The following is a 22,749-nucleotide window of genomic DNA, read 5'->3' as shown; positions in this document are numbered from 1 at the left end:
CTTACGCGGCGCGGCGGCGACGGCGCGCCAGGCCGATCACCGCCATGCCGGCCAGCAGCATGCCATAGGTTTCCGGCTCCGGCACGGCCGAGGTGTAGATGGTCAGGGTCGGCTTGAGTACTTGCATGGTCGCCAGGGGGTACACTTCCCTGCCCGGAGGGCCATCCGGATGGCCGGGCAGGTAGTAGGGATAGGAATTCACGTTCACCATAGTCCACGTCGACAAGTTGATCGTGCCCGTCACCGACAGCGGCTCACTTGCCAGCACAAACGGCAGCTTGCCGTCAACCATGCTGTAATCGGCGTGCATGGCGCTGACCGTGCCGCCCTCCGGCCTGTAGGCCTCAAACTGCAGCTTCATCGCGTTCTTGGTAGTGCCTTCGCCGGGCAGGCCACCCGGCGTGGTGATTTCGCCGAGCCCGCCGAACATGGTGCCGGACACCGAAAACCCCGTCATCCGGTAGCCGGGACGCAAGGTGATGGTATACATGCCGTTGTAGCCGTTGCCGTTCTCGCCCAAGGTGGTGGAGGTCTTGGCCATGTCCGCGGCATCGGTCATGCTGATCCGGGTAACGCCGTTGGCGTCCGACGCGATGACATCGGTATTGTAGGCCCATCTGCTGTCGATCGAAAAATGGGACGCTTCGAGCGTGGTCGGCCCTTCTGCATGGACGGGAGCGCTGGCAAGCGCGAGTGCGAACAATGCGGCATGGGGGAGGTAAAAATTCATCAGCTTCTTTCAGTGAGTGCTACGTTGATGTATTAACAAGGTAGATCATACTGACAATATTGCAAATAATCTATCTTTTTACGCATCGCGACCGATCCCACGACACCGAGCCCGGCCAGCAGCATCGCCACACGGTCCGGCTCCGGCACGGCCGAGGTGTAGATGGTAAAAACAGGATCGCGCACGCGCAGGCTGGCAAAGGAATCGATGCCGGCCGGATGGTCTGGCGTGGTGGTCGGGTAGGCCGACACCAGGACCATGCCTTGCAGCGACAAATTGAAATCGGTGGCCAGGGATAATTCTCCGCTCGCCATCGTGAGCGGGATGGCGCCGTCGAGCATGTCGACGCGCTGGGCATGCTCGCCATAAAAAATCCCGTACGGACGCGAACCGGCGCTCAATTCGATGTAGCCGGAATTGTAGGCGAAGCCGTCGCCGGGCGTGCCGTCCGGCTTGGGCGGCACGTAGAGCACACCTTCAAAGGTGCCGGAGAACGAAAATCCGGTGACCCGGTAGCCGGCGTTCACGGTCACTTCGAACAGGCCGCCATAGAAATTGCCATCCAGGTAGCGCGCGGTGTCGGCGCTCAGGCTGGCGCTCGCGGTATTGAGGCCGATGCGGGTGACGCCGTTGGTGTCCGACAGCAGCGTGTCGGGCGCATCGCCCCACTGGTTCACCATGGAAAAGGCAGCGGTATCGATGCGCACAGGCGTTTGCGCAGGGGCGGAAGCGGCGCTCAGAGCGAGCGCTGCAATAAGGAGCAGCGGTGTCGTCGAGTTCATCGTTCATCCTTGTGGTCACTGTGGAAAGCGGCCAGGCATCGGCCGGGATGCGTCGTCCCGGCGGAAAGGAGTACGTGCGCGTCAAGGACGACGAACGGAAATAGTACGTTGAGCTTGCAAAATAACCATCATGGCGGCGATGATTTTTTGCAAGCGTGGCGCAAAAACGCCAGCTTCGCATTGCCATGACAGCGTAGCCGTCCAGTCGGGCGACCGGACGGCGGCCTTGCCCGCTTTATGGCAAGACCAGCTTGAGGACGCGGCCGTTGCCGCTCACGTACAGCGCGCCGGCGGCGTCCGTCGCCAGCCCGGCCGGCTGGGTGATCCAGGCGGCGCTCTTGAAACGGGCGTCGCTGCCGTTCGGATCGGCCGCCACCGTCACCTTGCCGTCCGGGGCGATCTTGCCGATGGCGTTGGCAGGCCACGGACTCTGGCGGCCGCTGAACGGCTCGGTGGCGAAGTACAGCTTGCCGCCGGCGTCGAGCGCGATGGCTTTGATGAAGGCCTGGTCGGTCCCCACCAGGGTGGTCTTGACGCCGGACGCGTCGACCTTCTGGATGCCTTTGTCGTTGACCACAAACAGGTTGCCGTTCTTGTCCACGGCCATGTCGGTCACGCCGCCCATCACGGACGAGCCCAGGCTTTCCAGCACGATGCTCACCGATCCATCCTTGGCGAACCTGCGCACGATGGCGCGCTTGAAACAGGAGCTGCACTCCGGCTCGCCGGGACGCGCCACTTCGCTGGCCACGTACACAGTGCCGGCGCCATCGGCCGCAATCGCGGTAACGACCGGCGGCACGATCACGCCGCTGGCGAGGGCCGGGTCGCCGAGCGTGGCGCCGGTGGGGAGTACACTGATCACATTGTCGGCCGCAATCTTGAAGGCGTAAATGGAAGGCGACTCGTTGATGCCGTCGGTAACGTAGGTCACGCCGTTGAGGCCGGCGGCGATATCACGCGGGAACTGCAGCGCCGGGGTGGTCTTCGGTCCGGCGATGGGGGTGCTGACCACGCCCGCAGGGCTGATCTTGCGCACCGACTTGTTCTGTGTATCGACCAGCAACAGGTTGCCGGCGCCGTCGTTGGCGATCGCGCCGGCGGCGAGGAAGTAAGCCTGCTTGCCCACCCCATCAAGCTGGGCGCGGCCCGGGACGATGGCGCCGCCGGCCAGCACGCGCGCGCCGACGCCCTCGACCTGCAGGGCCACGGCATTGCTGGTGACGGCGCCGGCGTCGTTACGCACGGCGACGCTGAACACATCGCCACTGTCGGCCAGGGTCACTGCCGTCGTGGTGTAACTGGCGTTGGTGGCGCCCGCAATCTCGACGCCGTTGCGCCACCATTGGTACTTCAGCGGGCCCGAGCCGCTGGCCGCCACCGAAAAGGTGGCGCTCTGGCCGGCCGCAAGCGATTGCGTCGTCGGCTGGGCGCCGATAAGCGCCGCCGCCTGCGCCACCATGTCAGGCGGTTTCACGGGCGCCGTGTCGTCGTCGCCGCCGCAGGCGGTGATGCCGGCCAGGCAAAGCAAGCCGCTGGCTAAGGCGCCACCGCGGATGAAACGGGTTGTCAAATTGTTCATCGCATCCTTCCTTCAACTTTAGAAATATTAGTAAAGAATGAACATTACGATGTTTACAAATTCGAAACCAGTAATCATTTGTCACAACAAAATTACATGTGAACACATGCGAATCGCTCAGCGCGCGGGCGCCTCGGCCAGGGTGGCCGGGATGGCCTGAGCCACCGGACCCGGCGCCACCGTATTGACGGGTGGATGGCCCGGCGGCACGGTCACCGCGATCCAGCCGGTCACCGGCAGCAAGGGCACCAGCAGCAGGGCGACGATGTTGATGATCTTGATCAGCGGATTGACGGCCGGGCCGGCGGTGTCCTTGTACGGGTCGCCCACGGTGTCGCCGGTGACGGCGGCCTTGTGCGCCTCCGACCCTTTGCCGCCGAAGTGGCCATCCTCGATGTATTTCTTGGCGTTGTCCCAGGCGCCGCCGCCGGTGGTCATGGAAATGGCGACGAACAGGCCCGTGACGATGGTGCCCATCAGCAGCCCGCCCAGCGCGGCCGGCCCGAGCAGCATGCCGACCACCACCGGCACCACCACCGGCAGCAAGGACGGCAGGATCATTTCGCGGATCGCCGAGGCGGTCAGCATGTCGACCGCCTTGTCGTATTCCGGCTTGCCGGTGCCATCCATGATGCCCTTGATGTCGCGGAACTGGCGCCGCACCTCGACCACCACGGCGCCGGCGGCGCGCCCCACCGCTTCCATCGCCATGGCGCCGAACAGGTAGGGAATCAGGCCGCCGATGAACAGGCCGACGATCACCATCGGGTTCGACAGGTCGAACGACACCTGCTTGCCGACCGATTCGAGGGCGTGGGTGTAGTCGGCGAACAGCACCAGCGCGGCAAGGCCGGCCGAACCGATGGCGTAGCCCTTGGTGACGGCCTTGGTGGTGTTGCCGACCGCGTCCAGCGGATCGGTAATGGCGCGCACCGATTCGGGCATGCCCGACATTTCGGCGATGCCGCCGGCGTTATCGGTAATCGGGCCGTAGGCGTCGAGCGCGACCACGATGCCGGCCATCGACAGCATGGAGGTGGCGGCAATCGCGATGCCGTACAACTGCCCCATCTGGTACGAGGCAAGGATGGCGGCGCACACCGCCAGCACCGGGTAGGCGGTCGACTTCATCGACACGCCCAGGCCGGCGATGATGTTGGTGCCGTGGCCGGTGGTGGACGCCTCGGCGATGTGCTTGACCGGTTTGAAGTCGGTGCCGGTGTAGTACTCGGTGATGTAGACCATCAGGCCGGTCAGGACGATGCCGACCAGCGCACAGCCCATCATTTTCATGCGCATCGTGTCGTCGCCCCAGACCATCCAGGTCACGCCGGCGAAGCCGATCAGCGACAGGCCGGCGGCCCACCACAGGCCCGTGTACAGGGCCGACATGATTTTCTTGCCCGGCCTGGCCTTGACCAGCGAGCAGCCGACGATCGATCCGATGATCGACACCGCCCCCAGCAACAGCGGATAGATGACCGCTTCGCCGCCCGGCGTGGCCATCATCAGCGCGCCCAGCAGCATGGTGGCGATCAGGGTGACGACATAGGTTTCGAACAGGTCGGCGGCCATGCCGGCGCAGTCGCCGACGTTGTCGCCCACATTGTCGGCGATCACGGCCGGGTTGCGCGGATCGTCCTCGGGAATGCCGGCTTCGACCTTGCCGACCAGGTCGGCGCCGACGTCGGCGCCCTTGGTGAAGATGCCGCCGCCGAGGCGGGCGAAAATGGAAATGAGCGAGGCGCCGAAGGCCAGCCCGATGAGCGGCTTGATGACGTCATGCTGGGTGGCGCTGCCGCCGGCGGCCTGGGCGGTGAGCATCCAGTAGAACAGGGTCACGCCGAGCAGGCCCAGGCCGACCACCAGCATGCCGGTGATGGCGCCGCCCTTGAAGGCGACGTCGAGCGCTTCGTTCATGCCTTTTGTGGCGGCCTGCGCGGTGCGCACATTGGCGCGCACCGACACATTCATGCCGATGAAGCCGCAGGCGCCGGAGAGCACCGCGCCGATCAGGAAACCGATCGCGGTATTCAGGTCGAGCAGCACGCCGATGGCGATGAGCAGCACCACGCCGACCATGCCGATGGTGCGGTACTGGCGCCCGAGGTAGGCGGCGGCGCCTTCCTGGATGGCCTGGGCGATGGCCTGCATGCGGGCATTGCCCGGGTCCTGGCGCAAGATCCAGCTGCGCGTCACCAATCCATAAATCACGGCAATGACGCCGCACACAACTGCAAAGACAAGAAATCTTGCTGTCATATCGTCCCCTCGCTTTTTTATCAAGTAACACAACAACACATTCGAAAGACCGCTCCAACCACATGTGTGAAAGAGATGGGCCAAGCTCACTGCGTACTGCAAAACCTTGAATACAAAAAATCCGGGAACGCCGGCCGCGGAGCGCGGCCAAGGCAGACAAACTGGTGATGCTTTGATTACCGCACGGCTCTGACAGCATTAATCAACAAGAGTTCACCGCAAAAACCCAGCTCCGTCATTCCCGCGCAGGCGGGAATGACGGAGCTTAATTTAACGGCTTACGCACACGGCGCGGCCATCAAAAAAGCGGACCGAAGTCCGCTCTTGTGTTCTCGCTACATTTATTCCGACAGCGCCGCGAAGGCCGCCTCGCGGATTTGCTCCACAGGGCCGATGCCGGAGATGCGGCGGTACTTCGGCGCGCCGGGCAAGCCCGATTGCGCCCACTGGTTGTAGTAACCCAGCAGCACTTCGGTCTGGTTATGGTAGACCGACAGGCGCTGCTTGACGATCTCTTCCTTGTCGTCGTCGCGCTGGATCAGCGCTTCGCCGGTGATATCGTCCACGTTGTCCACTTTTGGCGGATTGTTCGTGATGTGGTACACGCGCCCCGAACCCGGATGGGAACGGCGCCCGCTCATGCGCTCGACGATGAATTCGTCGGGCACGTTAATTTCGAGTACGTAATCGACGTCGATGCCGGCATCCTTCATGGCGTCGGCCTGCGCGATGGTGCGCGGGAAACCGTCGAACAGGTAACCGTTCTGGCAATCGGATTCCTTGAGGCGATTCTTGACCAGGCCGATCATGATGTCATCGGACACCAAACCGCCCGCATCCATCACTTTTTTAGCCGCAATGCCCAGCTCGGTGCCGGCCTTGATCGCGGCACGCAGCATGTCGCCGGTCGAGATTTGCGGGATATTGTATTTTTCCTTGATGAAGTTAGCTTGGGTGCCTTTGCCGGCTCCAGGAGCTCCTAACAGAATCAGACGCATGAACATTCCTAAAACAGATTTTAAAATTGGTGGCGATGCATACTTGACTACCTTGGTACGAAACTTACCACAAAAGTGCCGGAAAACGCCAATCCGAGGGCGTATTCGCCATTTTTTTGCTTGATCTGGCGCAAGCTATGCGTCGGTTACGGATGAGAACCGAGCCGATGCTGCGCTGTAGCAAAGCTAACTCGGGTAATGCAGGCGCACCCGTTCAAGATCTTCAGGGGTGTCGACCCCGGCCGCCGGTGCGCTCTTGGTGACATGCACGGCGATGGGGAAACCGTGCCACAGCACGCGCAACTGCTCGAGTGCTTCGACCGCTTCGAGCGGCGCCGGCTCCAGGCTTGGATAGGTTTGCAGGAAGGCATTCGTGTACGCATACAGACCGATATGACGCAGCGCAACATAGGCCGCCGGCAGATTGCCCTTCGACTGCGCGAAGCCGTCGCGGTGCCACGGAATGGTGGCGCGCGAAAAATACATGGCGCGGCCAAGCTTGTCGAGCACCACCTTGACCACGTTCGGATTGAAGGCGTCGGCGGCCTCGTGCAGCGGATGGGCGCAGGTGGCCATCGGCACGTCGGGCCCGACCAGGGCGGCGCTGGCGGCCAGCAAGGCCGGGTCGATCAGCGGCTCGTCGCCTTGCAGGTTGACCACCACCGCGTCCGGCGCGAGGTTCAGGCTGCGCGCCACTTCGGCGATGCGGTCGGTGCCGGACGGATGGTCGGCGCGGGTCATGCACACCTCCACCCCATGCGCGCGGCAGGCGCTAGCGATGGCCTCATGGTCGGTGGCCACGATGATCCGTTCGGCGCCTGAGGCGGCCGCGCGTTCGGCCACGCGCACCACCATCGGTTTGCCGCCCAGGTCGGCCAGCGGTTTGTCCGGCAGCCGGGTCGAGGCCATGCGCGCCGGGATGATGACGATGAAGCCCATGCCTAGGCCGCTTCGATCTTGCGCGCCTGGTCGGCCCACATGATCGGAATGCCGTCGCGGATCGGAAACGCCAGGCGGTCGCCGCGGCAGATCAGTTCCTGGGCCTTTTTGTCCAGTTCGAGCGGGCCTTTGCATACAGGGCAGACCAGGATATCAAGCAGTCGAGCATCCACGACATTTCTCCACAATTTGTTGGGCCAGCGCGGCGTCTAACTGCGCCGTCACCGGTACGACCCACAGTCTCGGGTCATGTTTGAGATTTTCAATTTGCGCACATTTTACTGCATCCTTCTCGGTGATCAGGATGATGTCCGCATCGACGGCCGCAAAAGGCTGGTCCAGGAAATCGTGATGGTCCGGCAGCGCCAGTTCACGCACCTCCAGGCCGGCGCCGCGCAGCAAGGTAAAGAAGCGCTGCGGATTGCCGATGCCGCAGGCGGCGACGATACGCCGGCCGCGCAGGCTGGCCAGCGCCACGCGCTCGCCGGGATCGATCAAGCGTTGGGCGAACTGGCCGCTAAGGCGCATGCGGAACGGCATGCCGCCGACCGCCTGGCGCAAGGCGGGCGTCAATTCGGGCGCGTTGACGATAGTGAAGTCGCGCCGGCGCGAGGGCGCCTCGCGCAAGGGACCGGCCGGCAGCAGCCAGCCGTTGCCGGCGCCGCGTCCGTCGAACAGCATGATTTCGATATCGCGCCGCAAGGCGTAGTGCTGCAAGCCGTCGTCGGTGAGGATCACATCGACGTGGGGATGGGCAGCCAGCAAGGCGCGCCCGGCGGCGCCGCGGTCGCGCCCCACGACAACCGGGCAGCCGGTGCGGCGCGCGATCAGGAGCGGCTCGTCGCCGACCTCGCGCGCGCTTGAATCCGGCGTGACCTGGCGCGCGGCGCTGTCGCTGCCGCCATGCCCGCGCGAGATGATGCCGGGATTGAAACCGGCCGCGCGCAAGGCTTCGGCCAGCCAGATTGTCAGCGGCGTCTTGCCGGTGCCGCCGATAAAGATATTGCCGACAACGATGACCGGCACCGGCAGCCGGGTCGAGGTGAGCACGCCGGCCCGGAACAGCAGCGCGCGCAGGCCGCTGACGGCGCGAAACAGCAAGGAGAGCGGCCACAGCGCGCAAGCGAGCGGGCCGCGCCGCAGCCAGGCGCGGGTGAGGGTCGTTTCGAGGGAGGAGGAAGAGGAGGAAGGCACGAAGTGGAAGACAGGGAGGCGGCAGGCGAATCGCTTCGCCTGCGCTGGTGTTACTTCTTCTCGCCGGTCTGGGCGGCGAACGTCAGCTTGTCGTAGCCTGCCATGCGCGCCGCTTCCATCACGTTGATGACCATCTGGTGCATCGCGAACTGGTCGGCGTTGATGACCACCACCGGGCTCTTCTCGCCGCTGGCAGCGGCCTGGCCGGCCGCGGCGGCCGCTTTCAGGTCGGACGCCAGGTTGGCGACGTTGGAAAACGACACCGGCTGGTTGTTGATCGTGTAGTTACCCTTGGCATCGACTGTGACGTTCAGTTCGAACGGCTTTTCCAAGGCCTTTTCGGCGTCGGCGGTCGGCAAGGTAATCTTCAACTCGGTAAACTTGCTGTAGGTGGTCGTGACCATCAGGAAAATCAGCACCACCAGCAGCACATCGATGAAGGGGATCAGGTTGATCTCTGGATCTTCACGTTTCTGGCCGCGGCGAAAGTTCATCATTTGCGGGCACCGTGTACGACATCGACGAACTTCACTGCCTGCAATTCCATGTCGATGATGAAGCTGTCGACCAGGGCGCGGAAATGGCGATACGCAATCAGGGCCGGCATGGCGATGGCGATACCGAAGGCGGTGTTGTACAGCGCCACCGAAATACCGTGAGCCAGCTGGGCCGGGTTGGCGCCGGTCGCATTGGTCGAGCCGAAAATCTCGATCATCCCGACCACCGTGCCGAACAGACCCATCAGCGGGGCCAGCGAGGCGATGGTGCCGATCGTGGTCAGGAAGCGTTCCAGCACGTGGGCCACGCCGCGGCCGGCTTCTTCGATCGATTCTTTCATGACGTCGCGCGGGGCGTCGACATTGCGCAGGGCGGCGGCGAGCACGGTGCCGAGCGGGGAATTCTTTTCCAGCGAGTCGATCACATCCTTGGTGATTTTGCCGTTGTGATAGACGCGCACCACTTCATCAAGCAACTGCGGTGGCAGGATTTTGGCGCGGCGCAGATAAATAATGCGCTCGACGATCAACGCTAAAGCGACGAGAGAGGCGATCAGCAACGGCCAGATTGGCCAACCTGCAGCTTGAAGAATGGGCAGCAAAACAAACTCCTGAGTGAATGGTGATTCTTGATAAGAACGAACCCCGGCAATGTAACGTGTTTGCCCGTCACTCGGCAAGTCCACTTCTGCACACCTTCTGTGGATAAGATTGTGCGCAAGCAGGCCCAAGCAAGCCGATGCCCTTGATTTTAAAGGAAAAATTTGCAATGCGTAAAAACTAAGCATGTGGAAAATTAAAAATTGCAGCGATGTTTTGAACAAAAACTGTGGATAAGATTGTTAGCAATGCCGGGGGTGGGCAGTCAAGTGCCTGATTCGAAAGGAAAAATGATGTAAGCGTAAAAATATGGCAGGCTGGCGCGAACATCTTCTGCACACCTTTTGTGGATAAGATTGTGAGCAAAGCCGCCGATTGCGCCCCAAGTCTTTGCTTTCATTGAAGAAAATGACTTTGCACAATTATGATGCAAGTGGGGATAAACAGGGTTGCGGGCACCCAAAATGGCCTTGCAGGTGCCCGTTTTCGCCTTGATACGGCGCGCTGGACAAGTCCGCGCGTTCTGCACACCTTTTGTGGACAACATTGTGAGCAAGCCGCTTGACTCAGTGTCAAGTCATTGATTTCATGAAGTAAAGCGCTCGCGCTTAAATTGCAGGCAGGGGTGGCGCGGGGGCCGCGCAGTGGAGAAGCCCGGCAGTTCTGCACAGCTTCTGTGGACAAGATTGTGTGCAATGTCGTTTGCAAGCACGCAAGTGCTTGATTACAAAGAGATAGCAAGCCGGTGCGCAAGTTTGAGGCAGGCCTTCCACTGTCAGTACGCAAAAACTTCCACACAATTTCTGTGGATAACTTTGTGAGCAACTCCCGACGGGATCGTCAAAGTGCTTGATTTAACAGGCTTTTCGGGCATTGCACTGAAAACCGGCAGCGCGGCTTTTTCTTTTAGAATCATCGACTTAGAAAAAACTCTTGTTGTTTTGGGCGATATGTGACATAAGCATGACCGCTTTAAAATTTTGTGGACAGTTATTCCGGAACTCTTCCCATGCAAACCGATTTCGACCAAGATCCGCCATTTTTTGCCGCACCCGCCGCGTCGCCTAGCGCCTCGCCTGGCGCGCCGCCCGTGCTGACCGTCAGCGCGCTCAACGCCCAGGTGGCGCGCCTGCTCGAGCGCTCCTTTCCCCTGACCTGGATCAGCGGTGAAGTGTCCAACTTCACCAAGGCCAGTTCCGGCCACTGGTATTTCACGCTCAAGGACGACGCGGCCCAGGTGCGCGCGGTGATGTTCCGCGGCCGCGCCCAGTACGCCGGCTTCATCCCGCGCGAAGGCGACAAGGTCGAGGTGCGCGCGCTGGTGACCCTGTACGGCGCGCGCGGCGACTACCAGATCAATGTGGAGGCGATCCGGCGCGCCGGCGTGGGGGCGCTGTACGAAGCCTTCCTGCGCCTGAAAGACAAACTCGGCGCGCAAGGCCTGTTCGACCAGGAACGCAAGCGTCCCCTGCCCTTGTTCACGCGCAGCGTCGGCATCGTCACCAGCCCGCAGGCGGCGGCGCTGCGCGACATCCTCTCCGCGCTCAAGCGGCGCGCGCCGCACGTGCGCATCGTGCTCTACCCGGCGCCGGTGCAGGGCCAGGGCGCAGCCGAGAAGATCGCCGGCGCGATTCAAACGGCTTCGCGCCGGGCCGAGGTCGACGTGCTGCTGGTGTGCCGTGGCGGCGGCTCGATCGAAGACCTGTGGAGTTTTAACGAAGAAGTGGTCGCGCACGCGATCGCCGCTTGCAGCATGCCGGTCATCGCCGGGGTCGGCCACGAGACCGATTTCACCATCGCCGACTTTGCCGCCGACCTGCGCGCGGCCACCCCGACCGCCGCCGCCGAACTGGCCGCCACGCCGCGCGCGGACTGGGTCGCGTCGCTGGCGGCCGATGCCGGCGACCTGCGCCGCGCCATGCGCCATGCCCTGAACGATGCGCACCAGGGCCTGGACAACTGGCAACGCCGCTTGCTCAGCCCGTCGGCGCGCATCGGCCACCAGCGCCTCGAGCTGGTGGCGCTGTCGACCGCGATGACGCACGCGCTGCGCGCGCCGCTGCAGCGCCAGGGCTATGTGCTGGCGCAACTGCGCGCGCGCTGGGCCAGCCATCGGCCCGATGTGCGCAGCTTGCGCAGCGAAATTGCCTCGCAGCAGCGCCGCTACGGCACCGCCCTGGCCAGCCAGCTGGGCCAGAAGCGCGATGCGCTCGGCGCGCTGGCGGCACAGCTCGAACTGCTCAACCCGCAGCGCACGCTCGAACGCGGCTACGCCATCGTGCGCGACGCCAAGGGCGCCGTGCTGCGCTCGCCGGCGCAGATCAAGCCGGGCCAGCCGCTCACGGTGCGCCTGGCCGAGGGCAGCGCCGAGGTCGGTGTGGCCAGCGTGCAAGCCCAGCTTGAATAATCGGATGCAAGGCCTTTTGCCGGCGCGAAGCAAATAAGCAACGAAGGCGCATCCGAATTACAATAGGCACCGGTTCAGTATCATCGACGCTTTTCCAAACAAAAAGGACACAACATGGAACACACACTGCCGCCTCTGCCGTATGAAATGGACGCCCTGGCTCCCCACATTTCGAAAGAAACGCTGGAATACCACTATGGCAAGCATCACCAGACCTATGTGACCAACCTGAACAACCTGATCAAGGGTACCGAGTTCGAAAACCTGTCGCTCGAAGAGATCATCAAGACATCCTCCGGCGGCGTGTTCAACAACGCAGCCCAGGTGTGGAACCACACCTTCTACTGGAACGGCATGAAGCCGAACGGTGGCGGCGCGCCAAGCGGCAAAGTGGCCGACGCGATCAACGCCAAGTGGGGTTCGTTCGACAAATTCAAGGAAGAATTCACCAAGTCGTGCGTCGGCAACTTCGGTTCCGGCTGGACCTGGCTGGTGCAAAAAGCCGACGGCGGCGTTGACATCGTCAACACCTCGAACGCCGGCTGCCCGCTGACCACCGGCGACAAGCCGCTGCTGACCTGCGACGTCTGGGAGCACGCTTACTACATCGACTACCGCAACGCCCGCGCCAAGTATGTCGAAACCTTCTGGGGCCTGGTCAACTGGGACTTCGTCGCGCAAAACGCGGCCTGAATGACCGACGCATAAATAACAGCCCGCCCATGCGGGCTGTATTTTTTTGTGGGCCGGCCACCTGCATCACTACAAGGAACAAGGATCAATCATGAAAGCACCGGACTTAACGCCGATCGAAGAACAGCTGTTCGCCCTGTCGCTGGTGTCGATCCGCCAGTTTAGCGACGAGCACCCTGACGAGAGTTTCTATGGCTTCGGCATCGACTGCATGGCCGACTCGGGGATGTTCCTGCTGTGTTTTAACAGCGAGGCGGCATTTGCCGAGACGGCAAAAGAATATATCGAGCGCTTCCAGTACAGCGCAGCCGACCTGGCCGCACTGAAAACCAATTTCGGCGACTGGAAATACCAGGATTTCAACCAGGACCAGCCGCATTGGGAAGCGGGCTGGGGCGCATATCGCGACGCCATCGAAGCCTATACTTTCGCCGACGAGACCGAGATCGAGGAAGCACACGCTTATGTCGAACAGTTAATGCGCTGCGCATGCCGCGTTTTGGTGCGGATCGAACGGTCCGGCGTCTTTGAACGCACCAACATGGACCCCGGATTCACCACCGCGGTGATGGACCATGATGAATCTCTCCAAGAAGCAACAGTCCGATTAAATAGTGTCCGCGCGGAATTTAATGACTGATTGCATTTAGGACAGATGGCAAGGCTTTTGTCAGTCGATTATCGAATTTCACCGCATCATCTCAGGCGTTTCTCTTAAAGAAACGAATATATGTACGGTTTACTAGTGTTGCTTTTCATGCACACAAATGTCCGCAGATCAGTCATAATGTTTGGCAACACGGCTGATTCAGCCCTTCCGAAAACCTTGGCGCACCCGCGCTTTTGACAGGAAAGTGACTTGAGAAGAATGGACGGTGACATGACTACCCCCCACATAGCCTGCTTGTCGCGGACGCGTCGTTCAAGCCCGGGTTTTCCTGCATTGTCGGGCCGTTCGATGGCCATGCTGGCCTTCCCCGCCGCCTTGTTCCTGAGCGGCGCGGTGCAGGCCCAGGCGGTCAATGCGACTACCGCCGCCGTCTTCTCGAGACCAGCCATGATCGGCTTGCAAATGTCGCTCAAGGCTGGCGCGAAACAGGGCAAAGTCACGCCGGAACAGTTGAAATGCGCGCAGGGACTCGATCCGGCCAGTCTGGACGAGGTATTCAAACAATTGCTGGCCTCCAATCTCGACAGCAAGGAATTGTTGCGCACCCAGTCCTTCCTGGCCAAGTCGGTCGGCAGGAAATTCGCCAAGCACGGTTATCTGGGCGTGTTCGCCGCCGCCGGCGAGCCGCTGCCGGAAGCGCTGCCGCGCTTTACCGAAGATGAAATGGTGGACTTCGAACAGTTCCGCACCAGCTCGGCCGGCGAAAAGCTGGTGACCAACAAAGTGCTTGAAACCCCGGCCGCACGGACAATCCTGAACGAGCGGATCGAAAAAGTGCTGGAAACTTGCGTTCCCCAGCAGTAATTTGACAAAGTGTCATCAAAGTGTAGCAAATTGTCCCCGCCGGTCTGCAACTGCCTTTTTTCGTAGTAGCTCTTATACAATGGGCGGCTAGGAGAAAATTCATGTTTCGAGTCATGCTGGTGGAGGACGATGCGCGCCTGGCGCAATTGGTCATGGAGTACCTGGCCGGGTACGAATTTACGGTCGACCTGGTCATGCGCGGCGATGCCGCGCTCGAACGTTTCAAGGCGCTCTCCCCGGATGTGGTCATTCTCGACCTGATGCTGCCCGGCCTGGACGGCATGGTGGTGTGCCGCCAGATCCGCGAACTGAGCGAAACCCCGATCCTGATCCTCACCGCGCGTGAAGATTCCTACGATGAAGTGTCGGTGCTGGAACAGGGCGCGGACGATTTCGTCAACAAGCCGGTCCAGCCGCGCGTGCTGCTGGCGCGCCTGCGCGCCCTGCTGCGGCGCGCCCAGGGCAAGGCTGGCAACGCCGACCCGGCGGCGCTCGAATTCGGCGCCCTGTCGATCATCGCCAGCGACCGCGTGGTGACCTGGCGCGGCGAACATTGCCTTCTCAGCAATACCGAATACAAGCTCTTGCTGGTGCTGGCCGAATCGGCCGGGCGCGTGCTCTCGCGCGACGCCCTGCTGAAAAAGATGCGCGGCATCGAGTTCGATGGACTCGACCGCAGCATCGACAACTGCATCTCCAAGCTGCGCCGCAAGTTCGACGATGTCGATTCCGAAAAGATCAAGACCGTGTGGGGCGAAGGCTACCTGTTTTCGCCATCGGCCTGGGCTTGACGGGACGCGGCGCGCAACGCGCGGGTCAGCGATAGAACATGATCTGCGACACGAATTCGACCGGTTCGTCGGACTTCTCCAGCACCACCATCACCAGCGGGCGCGGCCCGAAAGCGGACGGAATCAGCTGGCTGTGGCGTCCCAGTGTGCGCTCCTCGGTCGTCACGCGCAAGCTGCCCCCGATGCGCTCGATACTGCCGATCCCGATACTGAAGGAACCATCGCCGCGACTGCCGAGGAAGGCGGCCACCACCATCTGCTTGCTGAAGTCCACGCCCGGTAGCGGCCCCGGCGGATTATATTCCTTCCACAGTGCGGCCAGCGACTGGGCATCCTTGATGACCAGCTGGCGCGCTTCGCTGCAGCGAGCGCAGGCCGACCTTGTGACAGGCGCCGCCAGCGCCGCCGAACAGGGCAATCACCATCTCGTGGTCGAAAAAGACTTTTGGCGCCGGAGCCACGTTGACCCTGCCGGCGTGATGCTCGGCCCACACCGTGGCCAGCGTGGCGGCATCGCGGATCATCATCTGGCGCGGCGCCTCGATGCCCGTTGCTGTGTCATTGGCCAGCAGGCTCAGTGCCATGCGACTGCCTTCCTTGGGCAGGAAAAAACGTCCTTCATCCTCGTGCCCAGGGGATCGAACAGCGCCGTTGGGGGGGGCCATACAAGCAATTAAATAGTGGAAACCCGGCAGGATCGGCGCAGTCCGATTCGATGCGCACGGCACCACGCTCGTCCGAACAGAACAAGGCGGAGGGCGTGGCGCCATACAAGGCGTGCCGGCGGTTCCTGCCAAAGCAGGAACCGTACGTGTCCGACAACACATACTTTCCGTCGATCACGAACAAACGGTTGTGATAGTCAGCGCACGCATTGTCCCGCGCGCTCAATGAACGGGGTCATGTTGATGCCGGTGATGTCGGGAGGCGTTGGCGTTGGCGTTGGCGTTGGCGGCGCGGAATCGCCGCCGCCACATGCGGCCAGCATCAGCAAACCGGCCATGGGAAGAATCAGGTGCAAGCGCTTCGGTGTGGACATGGAAACCTCTCAAGAAGACGAACACGCGCGAGCTCGCAAGCTCGTGCGTAAACACAGCCGGTCCGGCATTGCGTACGGCCAGCGCCGAGGCGCAATGCGCGGATCAGCGGGAATACGATATCTGCGTCACGAATTCGACCGGGGCGTCGGACTTGTCAAACACCGCGATCGCCACCGGCAAAGCCGATTCCATGGCCGGAAAATTCTCGCTGTTGCGCCCCAGGGTGCTCACCACCGTGGTCACGCGCAGCTTGCCGCCAATGCGCTCGATACTGCCAATATCGATGCTGAACCCGCCATTCTCCGGTTGGCCGAGAAAGGACGCCACCACCATCTGCTTGCTGAAGTCCACGGTCGGATACGCCGCCCATGAGAATGTATCCTTCAACAGCGCGGCCAGGGACGCGGCATCCTTGACCAGCACCTGGCGAGGCTCTTTCTGCAAAGGCGCCCTCCGCTCGAAAGAGAGGAACGCGACCTCGTCAGGCTGGACGGATTCGAACACGACCGCGGCATCGCTACGGTCGATCACCACCATTTCCATCGGCGACGCAGGCGCGCCGGTGCAGGCTGCGCCGGGCGTAGCAGCGTCGCCTTGTTGATACGCGGCCAACAGTTTGTCGCCGCTGACCCGCACCGAGCGCAGGCCGACCTTGCGGCAGACACCACCGGCGCCACCGAACAGGGCAATCACCATTTCATTCTTGAAAACTACTTTTGGCAACGGAGCGGGACTGGCCTTGCCGGCGTTATGCTCGGCCCATACTGCGGCAAGCGTGGCGGCGTCGCGGATCACCATCTGACGGGGCGCCTGCACGCCTGAGACGTTCTCCTTGGCCAGCGGACTGAGGGGCATGAGGCTACCGTCCCTGGGCAGGAACAGGAATTCCTGCACGCTGATGCCATCCAAAGAATCAGGCGCGGACTTTTGCGCAAAGGTCATCCTTTGGAACAAGGGCAGCATCGCAGGATCGGTGCAGGTGTGGGTGAAGCGCGCGTCCGTACCCGAGCACACGACGACATCGGGCGTAGCGCCATACAGCGTGTATCGGCCCAGATTCAAGGGATTGTCTGGCATGCGGCAGATTCCCCTCACGGCCGAGAGCACATACTTCCGATCGAACACGACCAGACGGTTAAAATACTGAACGCACTCCATTTCCCGCGCACGCTGCACGAACGGGGCCATGTTGACGCCCGTACTCTCAGGGGGCGTTGGCGTTGGCATTGGCGTTGGCATTGGCGTTGGCGTCGGCACGGAGGTCGGCGTGGAATCGCTGCCGCCACCACAGGCGGCCAGCAGCAGCAAGCCCGCCGTGGGAAGATCCAGGCGCAGGCACTCAAGTCGGATCATGGATATCTTTCAAGAATTCGGGCGGGCGAGCGGACTGCCAGCACATGGAAATATTAATTGAATAGAAATGTTTTATGGGCGAATAGTAAACGCTTCCCCGGCAGCCGTCCATGCCGGCACGAAGCGAACTCATCGAAAAATGCGGAGAGCGGCGCGCCGTGCCACGTGCATTCGCGGGGGCGCCGAGAACACGTATTTTTTGTTGGCGACAAACAGACGGTTCGCATAGTGACCTCACGCGCTTTCGCGTGCGCGCTGCACGAACGGCGCCACCGTGATACCCCCACCACGGCATTGGGCGTGGGGTCCTTGGGGTACGTTTTCACGATCTGGGGCGTGCCTGGCAGGATGATGAGCTCGCCCGGCTTCGACAGCGGAGACTCCACCGGCGGCAGCGGCGCCTGGACTGGCGGCGCCGCCGGCGCGGGCAAGCCGGCGCGGGCAAGCCGGCGCGGGCAAGCCGGCGCGGGCAAGCTGGCGCGGGCAAGCCGCGCCGGCTTATTCGAGCAGCGGCGCGATCGCCAGCGGCGCGCTGTGGGTCACCAGCTGGCCTTTGTCGGCATGCTCGCCGAAACGGTAATTGACGACCCGGAAGCCCTCGTTGTTGTCGTCGCCAAAGGTGGCGCCATCGGCCACCGTCAGCAGGGCCACGTCGCCGCTGCCGTTGCGCAGCTTGACCACCGGATCGGCGCCCTTGCGCTGATAGCTCAGGCGCACGCCGGCGCAGCGCCGCGTGCGCGCCGAGGAATCGACGTGGCGCAGGTAAATCAATGCTTGCTCGCAGGCGGCGCGCAGGTCGCTCGTTTCGTACACGCCGTCCGAGCGCACCACGATCGAGACGCGCGCGCGGAACACGTACTGGCTCACGTTGCTGGTCAGGGTCAGGGCGGCGTTATCGTCGTAGGCTGCTTTGAGCAGGGGAAAGACGGCGCGCCCGGTCGGGTCCAGCGGCAGGCTCAGGCTGCTGGCCTTGCTGAGCAAGCTCAGTTGCAGGCCGGCGCCCAGCACGCCCTTCTCTTTCAACATCACCTGTAGGTGGTTCTGCAAAAAATTCTTGGGCCTGCCGTATTTTTCGAACACCACCATCGCGCGGTAAGCGTCGCGATAGCTGAGCCACTCCCCGGCTGCTTCATTGGCCGTCGTGCTGCCTGCAGTCAACAGCAAGGCAAGCATGGCGGAAACGTTGCGGAAAAATGGCATGATCAGAATCGGTAAGCAAGTCCGGTGGACACAGTGATATTGTTGGCGCGCTCGACCAGCGGGCTGCGCCGTGCATCACCCTGCAGGCGCGCCGCGCGCACCGCGCTGCTGACCATCCAGCCCGGCGACAACGCCAGGTTCCAGCGCGCGCTGACGGCCACGTCGCGCACCCCGCCGCCAGGCGCGTACGGCATGTTGCCGCTGTACATGGTGTCGCCCAAGCTTACCCCGAAATAACTTTCATTGTAGCTGCGATTGACCAAGGTCAAGTCCGCCGCCAGCGACACGCTGTTGTGCGGCGCGAGCGCGCGCGTCACATGCTGCAAACCCACGGTCCAGCTGGCGCCATGGCGGTCGCGCCCTGAGCCTGCCAGCAAGTTATTGGTTAAGCGCAAGGACGGAGTCAGATAGTAGTTAACAAACACGCCAGCCTGGAGGCGCGCACCGATGGTTTCGGTGCCGGCCAGGCGGTTGCCGCCACGTTGCCAGGTCGGCGCCGCCTTTTCCTCGAGCGGGGGCGGTGCCACGCTTGGATGGCTGGGCGTGCCGCCGGCCGGGGTGGCCGGCTTGTTCTGGGTACCGGTCAGGTCGAGGCTGGCGTACGGCGCACCCAGCACATCGTGGCTGCCCCCGCTGCCGCGGCGCGCCAGCACGGCCACCATCGGACCATACTCGAGCACCGGGTTGGACGACAGATGCAAGCCCGCACTCATGCCCGAGATAAAAATCCCGTTGCTCCACTCAATTTGCACAAGCGGCAAGGCAATGACCCGCTGCTCGCCCGACCCCTGATAGCGCGGGGCCGAGACGGCGCCGAGCCCGACATACATGTCGCTGCTGCCATCCGGCATCGGATTGCTTGCGGGAGTCTGGGCCCAGGCGGCAGGAACTGCGCCAGCCAGGGCAAGGGCAAAAAGGGTTCTCATGAATATCGCCGAAAAGATGATCAGCCGCCATTTTACGGCCTGCCGCCAACATCGCCGAAATTGCTGAGTTTTCGTCACGGCCGCGCGCGTTGCGGCGCCCCACGATGCGCCGATGGCGGGCGCCGTCGCGCGGCCCGCTGCATCGCCATCATGCTGGTACTACGAATAAAAAAAGCCCACGACACCGGAGCATCGAGGGCGAACGGAAAACCCGATGCGCATAGCTTAGATGCTAACGGTTTGCCTTTCCGCCTCGACATGTCTGGCAATTGTCGTAAATATGTATTCGACATCGCCCCACCGTTCGGCCCCGCCGTTCGGCCACGCCGTTCGGCCACGCCGTTCGGCCCCGCCGTTCGGCCCCGCCGTTCGGCCGCGCCGTACGGCCCGCTATTCGATCAGCGGCGCGATCGCCAGCGGCGGGCTGGCCGCGAGCACCTGGCCGGCGGCGTCGGCGAAGCGGTAGTTGACGACGCGGTAGGCGCCATGCTCGTCGCCGGGAAAGGCGGCCCCCAGCGCTACCGGCAACAGCGCCGCCTGCCCGTTGCCGCGCACGCGCAACTGCGGCGCCGGCCCGTCGAGCGGGTACACGAAGCGCACCCCGACGCAGGCGCTGGCGTGTGCGCTGGCACCGGTGTAGCGCTGGTAGTCGAGCGCCTGGGCGCAGGCGGCGCGCAGTTCGGCGCTGTCGTACACGCCGTCGGCGCGCGACATGATCGAGATGCGCGCGCGAAAACTGACCGGCCCGGCCCCGCCGTCGATCAGCAGCGGCGCGTTCTCGTCGAACGCGACCTTGAGCACCGGAAACACCGCGCGCCCGATGGCGTCGAGCGGCAGGTGTACGGTGCTGTCCTTGAGCTGCAAGCTCAGCTCGATATCCTCGGGCAGCGCACGCTTGCGCGCCGGCACCAGCTGGATCTGGTTCTGCAGATAATTTTTCGGCCGGCCATATTTCTCGAACACGATCATGGTGCGGTAGGCATCCCGGTAACTGAGCCATTCCGCCGCGGCGGCGCGCGTGCTGGCGCTGCCGGCCGCGGACAGCAGTGCGAGCAACAGGGCGAGATGGCGTGGCGCGTTCATGATCAGAACCGGTAAGCGAGGGCGGTGGACACGACAAAACCGTTGGGACGTTCCACCAGCGGGCTCTTGCGCGCGTCGCCCAGCACGCGGGTTGCTTGCAGGTTGTTAATCAGCAGCCAGGACGGCGTCAGCGACCAGTGCCAGCGCACCCCGGCGCTGGCGCCGTTGATGCCGGCGCCGGGCGCATATGCGCGGTTGCCGCTACGGAGCGACTCGTCCGGCGTGACGCCGAAAAAACTGCTGTTGTAGCTGCGGTTGACCACGCTCACGCCGGCCGCCAGCGCCACCCGGTGATGCGGCGACGATTGCACCATCACGCGCTGGATGCCCAGGTTCCAGACGACGCCGTTGGAACCCTTGCCGGCGCCGAGCAGGACATTGTTCGTCAGGCGCACATCGGGACTGAGATAGACATTCACGAAGCCGCCCAGCTGCAGGCGCGCGTCGACCACATCCATGCCGGACAGGCGGTTGGGGCCGGGGTGGCGCGTGTTCTTGCCGGGCTGGTCCGGGGTCGGCTCCCCCTCCGGCGCCAGCGAGGAGGTGTTCACGATCATGGAATTGAGCGACGCGCCGCCGAGCGCGCCCCCGTTGCCCGATTCGCTGCGCCGCGCCTGGACCGCCAGCAGCGGCCCGAATTCGAGCGAGGGCTGATCCGACAGGTGGATTCCGGCATTCATACCGGAAAGGAAGACGCCATTGCTCCATTCGCCCTGCAGCACCGGCACCGCCATGCGGCGCGGGCGGCGCGCGCCGTCGTATGCCGGGGCCGACACGAAGCCGATCCCGATGTACATGTCGCGGCTGCCGTCCGGCATGGGATTGACGGCCGGGGTGCGCGCATGGACGGGGGCGCAAGCCGCGCCGAGCAGGAAGGTCAACAGGATTTTCATACATGGGTCCGGCCCGGCGGCACGCTGGTGCGCGCCGCCGGGGAGCGGAAACGGCCTAGAGGTAGCGCGACTGGCTGGAAAACACCACCGGTTCATCCGAGCGCGGGATCTTGACCAGGTGGACCGGGTTGGTGAACGCCGCGGTACAGGCCGCCGCGAAGGTCGGCCCCGGCGAATAGTTCACGCTGCTCACGTGCAGCTTGCCGCCTTCGCGGTAGACGCTCTCGATCTTGCTGGAGAAACAACCGCTGTAACCGCCTACGCCAAACACGGCCACGACCATGTCCTTGGTGAAATCGACCAGCGGCGGCGCTTCACCGGTGGTGACCTTGCGCCAGATGGTGGACATGGTGCCGGCATCCTTGATCACGTAGTTTTGCAGCCCCTGGGTGTTGGCATAGTCGGTCCGGTAGACTTCGGTGAACGGCACTTCCAGGGTCGTGATCTTGACGAAGTCGACCACGGCGTTGACGCGCGGCACCACGATCATCTGCATCGGGTTGGCCACCACGGCGATGCACATCATGGCCGGATCGGGATCCTTGCGCTCGTAATAGATCACCAGGTGCTCGTCGACGGCGGCGGCGCGGCGCACGCCGAAGCTGGCGCAGGCTGAGTCATTGCCACCGAACAAGGCGATCACCATCTCGGTCCTGAAGTCGACCTTGGGAACGGCCGGGGCCGGACTGCGGGTTGCGCTGTGCTCGGCCCACAGGGCCTCCAGCGCGGCCTGGTCGCGCACCACCACGTTGCGCGCGGTGGCGACGCCAGAGAAGCGGTCGCTGGCGATGGTCTTGAAATCCACGCTCAGTCCATTTGCCGGAAGGAATTTAACTTCTTGAGCGACATGACCACGGCCGATATTGTCGACAAAGCCCCAACTACCGGCGCTGTTGGCCATGAACTTGAAATCGTCCACCATGGCCGGGTTCGCGCATTCGGTTTTGAGGCCGGCGATCGTCGACGTACTGCTGCAGATTTTCGCGCCGGACGCCAGGCTGGTCAGTTCAATACGCGTGCCATTGTCCGGGCAGTCACCCGACTGGACCGTCAACACATCTTTCTTGTCGATCAAGTAGATCGCGTTGCTCATATTGGCGCAGGTGGCCGTCTGGGCGCGCTTGATGAACGGCTCGATCCCGACGATCGGTTCCACCAGCGGCGTCGGCGTTGGCGTCGGCGTCGGCGTCGGCGTCGGCGTTGGTGTCGGTGTAGGTGTCGGTGTAGCTGTCGATATAAGTCTAAGTCAACGAGTAAAGGATAGCGTTGGCGTTGGCGATGGCGGTGGCGTTGGCGGAGGCGGTG

General features: G+C 63.0%; 25 protein-coding genes and 1 pseudogene. 6 read left to right on the top strand and 20 right to left on the bottom strand.

Annotation, left to right across the window (positions count from 1 at the left end; all coding sequences use genetic code 11):
* Position 1 precedes the first annotated feature (1 nt).
* From F1735_RS05265 to F1735_RS05215, 11 genes are all read right to left on the bottom strand, one after another.
* Positions 2–730 (bottom strand): PEP-CTERM sorting domain-containing protein, encoded by a 729-nt coding sequence (locus F1735_RS05265; protein WP_229505635.1) that lies wholly within the window; start codon positions 728–730, stop codon positions 2–4.
* 32 nt (positions 731–762) lie between these two features.
* Complete coding sequence (locus tag F1735_RS05260; protein WP_167235946.1) at positions 763–1,512, bottom strand: hypothetical protein; 750 nt, start codon at positions 1,510–1,512, stop codon at positions 763–765.
* A gap of 235 nt (positions 1,513–1,747) precedes the next feature.
* Positions 1,748–3,094 carry a hypothetical protein gene (locus F1735_RS05255; protein ID WP_167235945.1) on the bottom strand — a complete coding sequence of 449 codons (1,347 nt, stop codon included), beginning with the start codon at positions 3,092–3,094 and terminating at the stop codon, positions 1,748–1,750.
* A 117-nt stretch (positions 3,095–3,211) separates the two neighbouring features.
* Positions 3,212–5,356 carry a sodium-translocating pyrophosphatase gene (locus tag F1735_RS05250; RefSeq protein WP_167235944.1) on the bottom strand — a complete coding sequence of 715 codons (2,145 nt, stop codon included), beginning with the start codon at positions 5,354–5,356 and terminating at the stop codon, positions 3,212–3,214.
* Positions 5,357–5,697: 341 nt separating this feature from the next.
* Entirely contained in the window at positions 5,698–6,354 is a 657-nt protein-coding gene (gene adk / locus F1735_RS05245) for an adenylate kinase (RefSeq protein WP_167235943.1), read from the bottom strand.
* Between the two features lie 186 nt (positions 6,355–6,540).
* Positions 6,541–7,293 carry a 3-deoxy-manno-octulosonate cytidylyltransferase gene (gene kdsB, locus F1735_RS05240; protein WP_167235942.1) on the bottom strand — a complete coding sequence of 251 codons (753 nt, stop codon included), beginning with the start codon at positions 7,291–7,293 and terminating at the stop codon, positions 6,541–6,543.
* 2 nt (positions 7,294–7,295) lie between these two features.
* Positions 7,296–7,466, bottom strand: a complete 171-nt coding sequence (locus F1735_RS05235) for a Trm112 family protein (protein WP_167235941.1) — start codon at positions 7,464–7,466, stop codon at positions 7,296–7,298.
* Positions 7,447–8,487: a tetraacyldisaccharide 4'-kinase gene (gene lpxK, locus F1735_RS05230; protein WP_167235940.1), complete on the bottom strand. Its 1,041-nt coding sequence runs from the start codon at positions 8,485–8,487 to the stop codon at positions 7,447–7,449. Before lpxK ends, F1735_RS05235 begins: the two co-directional genes overlap by 20 nt.
* A gap of 50 nt (positions 8,488–8,537) precedes the next feature.
* Positions 8,538–8,981 carry an ExbD/TolR family protein gene (locus tag F1735_RS05225; protein ID WP_167236011.1) on the bottom strand — a complete coding sequence of 148 codons (444 nt, stop codon included), beginning with the start codon at positions 8,979–8,981 and terminating at the stop codon, positions 8,538–8,540.
* On the bottom strand, positions 8,981–9,586 hold the full coding sequence (locus F1735_RS05220) for a MotA/TolQ/ExbB proton channel family protein (protein ID WP_167236010.1): 606 nt from the start codon (positions 9,584–9,586) through the stop codon (positions 8,981–8,983). The genes F1735_RS05225 and F1735_RS05220 overlap by 1 nt, the downstream gene beginning before the upstream one ends.
* A 263-nt stretch (positions 9,587–9,849) precedes the next feature.
* A complete protein-coding gene (locus F1735_RS05215) occupies positions 9,850–10,131 on the bottom strand; it encodes a hypothetical protein (RefSeq protein ID WP_167235939.1) in 282 nt (93 codons plus the stop codon).
* A gap of 462 nt (positions 10,132–10,593) precedes the next feature.
* On the opposite strand from F1735_RS05215, the gene xseA reads away from it, so the two are divergent.
* From xseA to F1735_RS05190, 5 genes are all read left to right on the top strand, one after another.
* A complete protein-coding gene (xseA, locus tag F1735_RS05210; protein ID WP_167235938.1) occupies positions 10,594–11,991 on the top strand; it encodes an exodeoxyribonuclease VII large subunit in 1,398 nt (465 codons plus the stop codon).
* Positions 11,992–12,105: 114 nt separating this feature from the next.
* The gene (gene sodB / locus F1735_RS05205) at positions 12,106–12,684 is read left to right on the top strand and encodes a superoxide dismutase [Fe] (protein WP_167235937.1); all 579 of its coding nucleotides are present in this window, start codon (positions 12,106–12,108) and stop codon (positions 12,682–12,684) included.
* A 91-nt stretch (positions 12,685–12,775) separates the two neighbouring features.
* On the top strand, positions 12,776–13,324 hold the full coding sequence (locus F1735_RS05200) for a DUF4303 domain-containing protein (RefSeq protein ID WP_167235936.1): 549 nt from the start codon (positions 12,776–12,778) through the stop codon (positions 13,322–13,324).
* 324 nt (positions 13,325–13,648) lie between these two features.
* Complete coding sequence (locus F1735_RS05195; protein ID WP_167235935.1) at positions 13,649–14,158, top strand: hypothetical protein; 510 nt, start codon at positions 13,649–13,651, stop codon at positions 14,156–14,158.
* A gap of 101 nt (positions 14,159–14,259) precedes the next feature.
* Positions 14,260–14,949 carry a response regulator gene (locus F1735_RS05190; protein WP_167235934.1) on the top strand — a complete coding sequence of 230 codons (690 nt, stop codon included), beginning with the start codon at positions 14,260–14,262 and terminating at the stop codon, positions 14,947–14,949.
* 25 nt (positions 14,950–14,974) lie between these two features.
* Here F1735_RS05190 and F1735_RS05185 read toward each other — a convergent pair whose 3' ends face one another.
* The 9 genes from F1735_RS05185 to F1735_RS05145 all read right to left on the bottom strand — a co-directional run bounded on the left by F1735_RS05185 (position 14,975) and on the right by F1735_RS05145 (position 22,600).
* Positions 14,975–15,223 carry a hypothetical protein gene (locus F1735_RS05185; RefSeq protein WP_167235933.1) on the bottom strand — a complete coding sequence of 83 codons (249 nt, stop codon included), beginning with the start codon at positions 15,221–15,223 and terminating at the stop codon, positions 14,975–14,977.
* 22 nt (positions 15,224–15,245) lie between these two features.
* The gene (locus F1735_RS05180; protein ID WP_167235932.1) at positions 15,246–15,533 is read right to left on the bottom strand and encodes a hypothetical protein; all 288 of its coding nucleotides are present in this window, start codon (positions 15,531–15,533) and stop codon (positions 15,246–15,248) included.
* 278 nt (positions 15,534–15,811) lie between these two features.
* Complete coding sequence (locus F1735_RS35600; protein WP_222852947.1) at positions 15,812–15,988, bottom strand: hypothetical protein; 177 nt, start codon at positions 15,986–15,988, stop codon at positions 15,812–15,814.
* Positions 15,989–16,091: 103 nt separating this feature from the next.
* Positions 16,092–17,342, bottom strand: coding sequence for a hypothetical protein (locus F1735_RS05170; protein WP_167235928.1), 1,251 nt, complete (start codon positions 17,340–17,342; stop codon positions 16,092–16,094).
* A 498-nt stretch (positions 17,343–17,840) separates the two neighbouring features.
* The gene (locus F1735_RS05165) at positions 17,841–18,542 is read right to left on the bottom strand and encodes a hypothetical protein (protein ID WP_229505634.1); all 702 of its coding nucleotides are present in this window, start codon (positions 18,540–18,542) and stop codon (positions 17,841–17,843) included.
* 2 nt (positions 18,543–18,544) lie between these two features.
* Entirely contained in the window at positions 18,545–19,468 is a 924-nt protein-coding gene (locus F1735_RS05160; RefSeq protein WP_167235931.1) for a MipA/OmpV family protein, read from the bottom strand.
* Positions 19,469–19,858: 390 nt separating this feature from the next.
* Entirely contained in the window at positions 19,859–20,551 is a 693-nt protein-coding gene (locus tag F1735_RS05155) for a hypothetical protein (protein WP_229505633.1), read from the bottom strand.
* Positions 20,552–20,553: 2 nt separating this feature from the next.
* Entirely contained in the window at positions 20,554–21,444 is an 891-nt protein-coding gene (locus tag F1735_RS05150) for a MipA/OmpV family protein (protein WP_167235930.1), read from the bottom strand.
* A 55-nt stretch (positions 21,445–21,499) separates the two neighbouring features.
* The gene (locus F1735_RS05145) at positions 21,500–22,600 is read right to left on the bottom strand and encodes a hypothetical protein (RefSeq protein ID WP_167235929.1); all 1,101 of its coding nucleotides are present in this window, start codon (positions 22,598–22,600) and stop codon (positions 21,500–21,502) included.
* Between F1735_RS05145 and F1735_RS35595 the strand changes: the two are divergent.
* Positions 22,569–22,749 (top strand): annotated as a pseudogene (locus F1735_RS35595) (hypothetical protein); the annotation flags it as partial. The gene F1735_RS05145 and the pseudogene F1735_RS35595 sit on opposite strands and share 32 nt — an antisense overlap.

Origin of the sequence: Massilia genomosp. 1 (assembly GCF_011682185.1) — a bacterium.
Lineage (GTDB): Bacteria > Pseudomonadota > Gammaproteobacteria > Burkholderiales > Burkholderiaceae_D > Telluria_A > Telluria_A rubra.
The sequence above is the reverse complement of the archived record's forward strand: the minus strand, read 5'-3'. Positions and strand labels throughout refer to the sequence as shown.

Bases quoted from the DNA above. Each gene is read 5' to 3' on its own strand.
- F1735_RS05265 (WP_229505635.1), bottom strand. From the start codon at position 730: ATGAATTTTTACCTCCCCCATGCCGCATTGTTCGCACTCGCGCTTGCC.
- F1735_RS05260 (WP_167235946.1), bottom strand. From the start codon at position 1,512: ATGAACTCGACGACACCGCTGCTCCTTATTGCAGCGCTCGCTCTGAGC.
- F1735_RS05255 (WP_167235945.1), bottom strand. From the start codon at position 3,094: ATGAACAATTTGACAACCCGTTTCATCCGCGGTGGCGCCTTAGCCAGC.
- F1735_RS05250 (WP_167235944.1), bottom strand. From the start codon at position 5,356: ATGACAGCAAGATTTCTTGTCTTTGCAGTTGTGTGCGGCGTCATTGCC.
- adk (WP_167235943.1), bottom strand. From the start codon at position 6,354: ATGCGTCTGATTCTGTTAGGAGCTCCTGGAGCCGGCAAAGGCACCCAA.
- kdsB (WP_167235942.1), bottom strand. From the start codon at position 7,293: ATGGGCTTCATCGTCATCATCCCGGCGCGCATGGCCTCGACCCGGCTG.
- F1735_RS05225 (WP_167236011.1), bottom strand. From the start codon at position 8,981: ATGAACTTTCGCCGCGGCCAGAAACGTGAAGATCCAGAGATCAACCTG.
- F1735_RS05215 (WP_167235939.1), bottom strand. From the start codon at position 10,131: ATGTTGTCCACAAAAGGTGTGCAGAACGCGCGGACTTGTCCAGCGCGC.
- xseA (WP_167235938.1), top strand. From the start codon at position 10,594: ATGCAAACCGATTTCGACCAAGATCCGCCATTTTTTGCCGCACCCGCC.
- sodB (WP_167235937.1), top strand. From the start codon at position 12,106: ATGGAACACACACTGCCGCCTCTGCCGTATGAAATGGACGCCCTGGCT.
- F1735_RS05200 (WP_167235936.1), top strand. From the start codon at position 12,776: ATGAAAGCACCGGACTTAACGCCGATCGAAGAACAGCTGTTCGCCCTG.
- F1735_RS05195 (WP_167235935.1), top strand. From the start codon at position 13,649: ATGCTGGCCTTCCCCGCCGCCTTGTTCCTGAGCGGCGCGGTGCAGGCC.
- F1735_RS05190 (WP_167235934.1), top strand. From the start codon at position 14,260: ATGTTTCGAGTCATGCTGGTGGAGGACGATGCGCGCCTGGCGCAATTG.
- F1735_RS05180 (WP_167235932.1), bottom strand. From the start codon at position 15,533: ATGGCACTGAGCCTGCTGGCCAATGACACAGCAACGGGCATCGAGGCG.
- F1735_RS35600 (WP_222852947.1), bottom strand. From the start codon at position 15,988: ATGTCCACACCGAAGCGCTTGCACCTGATTCTTCCCATGGCCGGTTTG.
- F1735_RS05170 (WP_167235928.1), bottom strand. From the start codon at position 17,342: ATGATCCGACTTGAGTGCCTGCGCCTGGATCTTCCCACGGCGGGCTTG.
- F1735_RS05165 (WP_229505634.1), bottom strand. From the start codon at position 18,542: ATGCCATTTTTCCGCAACGTTTCCGCCATGCTTGCCTTGCTGTTGACT.
- F1735_RS05160 (WP_167235931.1), bottom strand. From the start codon at position 19,468: ATGAGAACCCTTTTTGCCCTTGCCCTGGCTGGCGCAGTTCCTGCCGCC.
- F1735_RS05155 (WP_229505633.1), bottom strand. From the start codon at position 20,551: ATGAACGCGCCACGCCATCTCGCCCTGTTGCTCGCACTGCTGTCCGCG.
- F1735_RS05150 (WP_167235930.1), bottom strand. From the start codon at position 21,444: ATGAAAATCCTGTTGACCTTCCTGCTCGGCGCGGCTTGCGCCCCCGTC.